The organism is Succinivibrio sp. (assembly GCF_045124615.1).
In the GTDB taxonomy this organism is placed as follows: Bacteria; Pseudomonadota; Gammaproteobacteria; order Enterobacterales; family Succinivibrionaceae; genus Succinivibrio; species Succinivibrio faecicola.
This window is the reverse complement of the sequence record NZ_JBGVMC010000323.1, coordinates 1-6,785: the sequence shown is the minus strand read 5'-3', so window position 1 is coordinate 6,785 and position 6,785 is coordinate 1. Positions and strand designations below refer to the sequence as shown.

The window sequence follows — 6,785 nt, the reverse complement described above, 5'->3', positions numbered from 1 at the left end:
ATATAATACCTTGTCAAGACTTGATAATGGTGCCTGATATCCTTTTGTATTAATAGAAGATCTGAATCCTAAAAGCTGAGGAATCGTAGATAAAATCTTGTATGAAAAAGATTCTTTTAAGTTGTTGTTTGGGATCTGATTGAGCTGATTAGGATCATCAGTCATTTTTAAATCAGGGTGGTATGCAATCTCAAGAAAATCTGTTCTTTCATCAGAAGGTAGTTCGCATCCTTTTATATAGCTTTCTGCAATACCATAACCTTTACAGCCGATATTAGAGTATATTTTTGAGTCATAGAAAAAAGAGTCTCTGTATTTATCAGCTGAAATAACAAGAGGCACTCTGATAGGACCAATATCTTTTGCATAATCCTTGAGTATATATGTGATAAGGCTTTCAACAGAGCGTGTAAGATAAAGCTGTTTGTCTGAAAAGTATTTATCAGTAGAATCAGGAAAGCTTTCGGATTTTGAAAGAATTTTAGAATACAGCTTTTCTGTTTTCTTTTTGTTGTAAACAAAATCAAGTCTGAACAGAGTATTGTTCAGAATAAATGTTTCATCAGGTGTTGCTGATGAATTGAGAATGTCATAAAGGGTTGCATTAGGCTTAACGTATCTGTAGTCAATATATGACGAGCTATCCTCTGCATAGCACTGCAGTGGAAGCACTAAAGTAATGACTGCCAGAAAAAGCTTTTTCACTTTTTAGAACTCTGCTGGATTTAATAAAACTGGTCTACCTGTTCTCTCTTCAAGGGCCTTGCTCAGAATATCCTGATTAATTCTAGGATCCTTAAAGAAATCTAGTTCATCTTTTGAAAAAGTAAAAGGAACTGTGCTATCAAAATTGTCAAATTCTGACTGAGATCTAGATAATGGCTGATGAACCTCAATATAGATATCACCGTTTTTCTCAATAGCATATTTGATAGGTTTATTGATAAATTCGACTCTGGTTCCTACAGCTACACGGTTGAACAGATCTTCATTATCATCATTTCTAAGACGGACACAGCCGTGAGATACTCGAAGACCAATACCAAAGTCAGCGTTAGTTCCGTGAATAGCAAATAGCTTTCCTACATACATTGCAAACAGCCCCATTGGGTTGTCTGGACCTGCAGGAACAACTGGCGGGAGATATTCACCCTGAGCTGCATATTCTTTTCTCATTTCGGCAGTTGGAGTCCATGTAGGATTTGCTCTTTTTCTTTCAACTTTTGTTACCCAGTCTAAAGGTGTTCCTTTTCCAAGCTGTCCAATACCAATAGGATAAACATAAACTTTTGAGCCAGTGTAGTAGTAAAGTCTCATTTCTGCTGAGTTAACAACGATTCCGTTTTGAACTGTTGCAGGCAGAATCAGTTTAGTTGGGATAACAAGTGATGCACCCTTTTGTGGAACAATAGGATCGATTCCTGGATTTGCCTCAATCATGTTTGAAAGACCAAGATGGTATTCAGCAGCAACATACTCAAGAGTAGTTGTTCCACTAGGATCAAGCTTGTAGGTTAACTCCTCGCCTACAACTCTGTTTCCATTGAGTGGATAGATATTCGTAGCCTCAGCCTGTGAGAAGTACAAGATTGCTGCTGATAATATAAATGATATTTTTTTTAGCATGATTGAATGTCTGATCGATTAAATAATCAAAATTTCAGCAGAATAACGGTCATATGTCCTTTTTTATCTGCTTTCATATACGAAAATTTTTTGCATATTCTAACACAAATCCAAAGATTAATACATTTGCAAGAAAACGTTTACTAATAGTATCAGTAAGTATCTGCGAAGTTCGAGAACTATATGAAAATAACCGTCTTTGGTACTGCGTGTAGATGAACTGTCAGGTTTTTAAGGATAAATACTAATACTTTTTTCAAAGTTAGGATTTAGATTTGATTACTAAAATATTTTTTAGATTGAGAATAGATTTTGAATTATTGAAAAAGATAAAAAAAAATCCCAGACCAAGATCGGTCTGGGCGTTGATGAGGTATGTGAACTCGTACAAAATTAGCAAAAACGCTAATTATCTAAAACACTATGAAAGTACATCAAAACCTTTCACTCGCTAAGAAAGAAACGCATCTTCTTAACTTGGTTTTCATTTTATGCTTTAAAACTTAGAAGATACTTAGAAAGTCTTATGAAATAATAGTTTAGATAAAAATTGCTCCATAATATGCAATAGAAATTGATAATAATCATGACAAAACATGATTTTTATCGGATTTTTTACATAATGGAATTATCTTCAACATTTTGTAGAGAAATTGACTTTGATTTTGATAGAGAACTCATTATTGCCGTTAGCTAAATTTTAGAAATAAGAAAATATGAAAAAAAGTGCTTATATTTGCATATATTCAGAAAATCTTCTTATTGCAGGATCTGCATTAAAAACAGCTGCAATTCTTATGAGTTCCTTTATTGGAATAATATTGCCATAGTCATGTGTCTTAATCTGGTTTACAGCTTCTTCAAGTTTAGTTACCGCATCAGCTTGATTCTGTGCATATTTGAACTCAAAGACAATTCTACGGCTTGCAAGTTCTAGTGTTAAGTCAGCTCTTCCTTTTGAAGTATGACATTCAATAGTTGTTTGTATTCCTACAGCAGTTAAAAACAGATTTATATAATTTACAAGTGCAGACTCACTGGTTATAGGATAATTGTCATAGGTGATGCAGTTAAGAATACAATTCAGTCTTTCAATAATGGAATCTATTGAACCGTTATTGAACAGATCATTTGCATCCATTGAAAGATTCAATAATGTGTTGTTTTCAAAAATCTTTGTTGCTAAAAGAGAAGATAGTGCCTTTTGAATTTCATAGTTTGGTATACCAAGATTAACTCCAAAAGCACCTACGGTTAGTGATGAACGTAAGGTAAGGTATCCTGTCTGACACATTAGAACATTCTGGTCAATATCAAGTAATGAAGTTGGATTTGCATATACTTCAACAGGCACTGTTACTACTTTGTTTTTATCAAAATAGTCAACGGCATTGAGTTTATGAGATTTCAGATAGTTAGCGAGAATTGAAGGTATACCTCCATTATCGTACCAGTAATCTCCAAATAGTACTTCTTTTGTGTTTTTAACTTCCTGAAAGAAATTGTTTACTGACCAGGTTGAAAAAACCTTTTTTTGTCCTCTTTTATCAAAACAGTAACCATCATAATAATAAGCAAGTTTGTCAAGCATCTTATCTATCTGAGATTCTGTTACATTCTCTGTAGGTATTTTATTTTCATAAGAAACAGAAAGTTTCAGATAGTCTTTATAAAATGTCTTTATCTCATCTCTAGTAAAACCGATTAGCTGAGAATATTCTGTATAGTTTGAAATATCCTTTATGTCAGAGCCTACAGAAAATATGGTGGTATCCTTTAGTCTTGTAACTCCAGTTACAGCAAGAAATTTGATTGAGTTTTTTATTTTAATGATTGCATAAATGCTTCTTATAAGATCATGAAACTTTTTATAAAGATTTGGATTATTGATGTTTGCAGATAACTGAGCATCATATTCATCAATTAGAATTACAATTCTTTTGTCTAGTTCTGTACATGAATCTAATAAATTTGCTAGTGAAACATATGGCTCTTTGTCTTGTGTATATCCGCTGATACTGTATTTTGTAGCAAAATCAGTTATGCTTTTTACTAATACTCTTTTAAACTCATCGATATCTGACACAGAGTATCCAAGAAAATCGATTTTAAGAACTGGATATGTATCTTCTGACCACTTGTCGTGAATCCAAGTATCCTTAAAGTAAGGTTCAACACCTTTTTCAAATAGTGTTGCAATTGTATTGAGAGTTAATGATTTACCGAATCTGCGAGGACGAGAAATAAAAACTTTATCATGAGTCATCAGTAGATTATAGATAGTCTCAGTTTTATCGATATAGATCCTGTTATTATTGTAAAAATCTGTAAACGATCCAGAATTACTGATTGATTTCATTTCTATACTCCTAAACTATTCACTATTATAGCTTATTAACAGGAATTATCTGATATTCGCTACAATAGTAATTATGCTCCAGCCTCTTCAAGATCTTTCATATACTGCATTTTTAGATCAAATTCAGTAGATGAATTTAATAGGATCTTTTTGATAAGTATTTCAAGAGTGCTGTCCTGTGAATAATCAGCAGGAGCAAAATGTTTTATTCTTTTATCCTTAATAAGCTCGTAAACACGCTCTTTGTTTTTCAGTTTAGGATCATAAACTCCAATGGAGTTTCCTCCAAGTGATGTTACAAGCTTCATGCATGGGATATCAGTCTGGCTGTCACCTATGTAAACTATATTATCAAAAGGGATCCTTAAAGCTTCCTTTGAGTAATAGCGGTTAACATCGTTGTCGTTTACGTTGAGAGTTCCTTTAGATATTCTGAAAAGGAACTGTGTTTTGTTTGTGAAATTGATGTTCTGTGCAGGCCAGATTGCATTGCCGTTAAAATCATAAAGGAAAGAATTAGCATAAATTGCAGTAAATTTATCAGCAATTGATGTGCCTTCAATCATTTCCTTAAGGCCAGAGGATATGATGTAATGCTCAACCTTTATATTCAAAGTTTGTGCAAATGTATTTATTCTGTCAAACCAACTGTCAACACCTTTGTAAAGTTCGACTTTTGAACCAAATTCGTTTAATTTGTCTCTTTTTACCTGAAATTTACCTTTAGCACCGCTTAACATCAGATACATGTATGCAAGATTAGGATCCATATCATTTTTTATGGCAAGATCGGTTGCGCATTTCCAGAATTCATCAACATCATCATTAATCTGTTGAATATAACCTTGTGCCTGCATTTCAAAAGGGGTTAGTGTTCTGTCAAAGTCATAACAAATAGCAAGAATATTTTCTTTTTGGTAAATCATAGTGCTGTCCTAAATACTTTTTTATAAATATTACTGTAAAATAAACTACAATTGTTTGAGTAATGTGCAAGGCTTTGAAAAAAAATAGAGGAATTTATGAAAAACAAGGATAACTTTGTAAATAACGAGCAGAATCATCCATATTCTAATGATGCAACCATCTCAAATGGAATCACTCCTGCTAAATATAATCCTTATTCAAAGGCTCCTCTTTCATCAACCGAGCGTTTTTTCTTCAATGTTTCTTGTGTATATCTTACATTGGTAAGTTCATCAATTTTTGCTCTTCTAATGGCGACAATGCCATCATTTACAGCTGCATTCATAGGTCTTGTCTGGGCTCTTCCTGGTATTATCGTTTTAAACGGTTATTACAGAGCAAGAGCAAAAAGAAAGGTAAGAAGCCTACATACAAGCATTTTTATAGCAGAGATTTTATTTTTGCTGTTCAGTGTATATCTGATAGTTGTTGCAATCATGTCAAAGAATTTTGTAGGTCTTTGTGTGGATATAGTTCTCTTCATGCTTTATATTGCTGCACTGGAGTTTGGATTATTAAGAATTGTAAAGAAGCACGAAGAAGCTTTTTACAATGAAACACTAAAGGACAAGCTAAGCTATTAGAAAAAAAGAGCGTGCATTTGCACGCTCTTAATACAAAATTGAACGACTAATCGTCTATTACCTCATCTGGTAATTTTATCTTAGAGAATGTAATTTCTTTTATATCACCATTATTGTTAACATCTGCAATCTTGCCTTTGTATAGATATGGAGTGAAGCTGTTGTCATTCATATCTACTGGAGCAAAATACAGTTTTGTTCTATTCAATGTCTTACACTGTTTATCCTCATCACAGTAATTGTATCTGATGCCGTTTGACAGAATAGTTCCAATAAGAGCATGTTCAGTGCTGTGGAATCCATTTCTCCAGAAATGTGTTTTAAGTCCTGAGTGGTTTAATTCTCCATAGGTCTTGTCAGTATATTTGAAAAGCCAAGGTCTTATGGTATCAGACAGAACATAATCTTTTGTTAATGCTAAAGTTAATGCAGCCTGATCAAGTTCTGCATAAACCCACCAGGATGCATCGTTTTTTGCAAGATCTTCATACCAGCCACTCTTATCATCCTTAAGTGCAGCTCTTAAAACGCTCTTCATGCCTTTCTTTGAAAAGTGCTCAAGCTTATCATCATCAAGACCTAATGCTGCAAGATATTCCATCCAGAATGCCTTTACAGAATGACCGTTATCAAGATGTCTGCCTTTTGAATAATCAAAGCATGTATTATTGTCTGTGCAACCGAAGAATCTGTTATATTTTCTGTTATAGAAATTCTTGTTGATAGCTCTGACAGTTTTTCTTATATCTTTTCCCCATGAAGCCTTATCTTCATCAGGCAGTAATCTCCATGTTAGGATCATATATGCATTTAGCTGATCGAGAAGTGCTACAAGCTCCTTTTGGCTGGTCTTGTTAAAGTCTGAATCTTTTAGGCACCATTTCATGAAATTCTGTTTTTGGTCAAAATAGGTGTCATAGATATATTTTTGTGTTTCCTGAATAATTCTGATAACTTCAGGATCGTGTGTCAGGTAAGCATTCATTGCAAGACCGACAAGCGCATAGCTTAAATCCTGAGTAGTTCTTGCAAGTCTCTCATCTGAAATACCGTCTTTTGCTATATTAAGAGGTTTTCCGTTTACAAGAATAGAATGGAAACCACCATCTTTATCCATAGCATTTTCTATCAGAAATTTTACTCCTGCCTTGTGAAGTCTTAATGCTTCCTTATCACCAGTTAGGTTGAATAGTGCACCATAGGCAAATGTCTGTCTGGCCTGCATTCTTACATAGTCGTAACCTGTCAGG

The 6,785-nt window shown here is 33.7% G+C and carries 6 protein-coding genes; 1 reads left to right on the top strand and 5 read right to left on the bottom strand.

The window, feature by feature from the left end:
• The 4 genes from ACJML3_RS08525 to ACJML3_RS08510 all read right to left on the bottom strand — a co-directional run.
• Positions 1-705 (bottom strand): hypothetical protein (locus tag ACJML3_RS08525; protein WP_406022349.1); only part of this gene is annotated, 705 nt, incomplete at its 3' end.
• A gap of 3 nt (positions 706-708) precedes the next feature.
• On the bottom strand, positions 709-1,626 hold the full coding sequence (locus ACJML3_RS08520) for a L,D-transpeptidase family protein (RefSeq protein ID WP_406022347.1): 918 nt from the start codon (positions 1,624-1,626) through the stop codon (positions 709-711).
• A 730-nt stretch (positions 1,627-2,356) separates the two neighbouring features.
• Positions 2,357-3,985 carry an AAA family ATPase gene (locus ACJML3_RS08515; protein WP_406022345.1) on the bottom strand — a complete coding sequence of 543 codons (1,629 nt, stop codon included), beginning with the start codon at positions 3,983-3,985 and terminating at the stop codon, positions 2,357-2,359.
• A 71-nt stretch (positions 3,986-4,056) separates the two neighbouring features.
• Complete coding sequence (locus ACJML3_RS08510) at positions 4,057-4,911, bottom strand: HAD family hydrolase (protein ID WP_219936191.1); 855 nt, start codon at positions 4,909-4,911, stop codon at positions 4,057-4,059.
• 96 nt (positions 4,912-5,007) lie between these two features.
• Here ACJML3_RS08510 and ACJML3_RS08505 point away from each other — a divergent pair, with 96 nt between their 5' ends.
• Entirely contained in the window at positions 5,008-5,535 is a 528-nt protein-coding gene (locus ACJML3_RS08505; RefSeq protein WP_406022343.1) for a hypothetical protein, read from the top strand.
• 46 nt (positions 5,536-5,581) lie between these two features.
• Here the strand turns inward: ACJML3_RS08505 and ACJML3_RS08500 are convergent.
• The coding region (locus tag ACJML3_RS08500; RefSeq protein WP_406022341.1) for a hypothetical protein at positions 5,582-6,785 on the bottom strand (1,204 nt) is incomplete at its 5' end.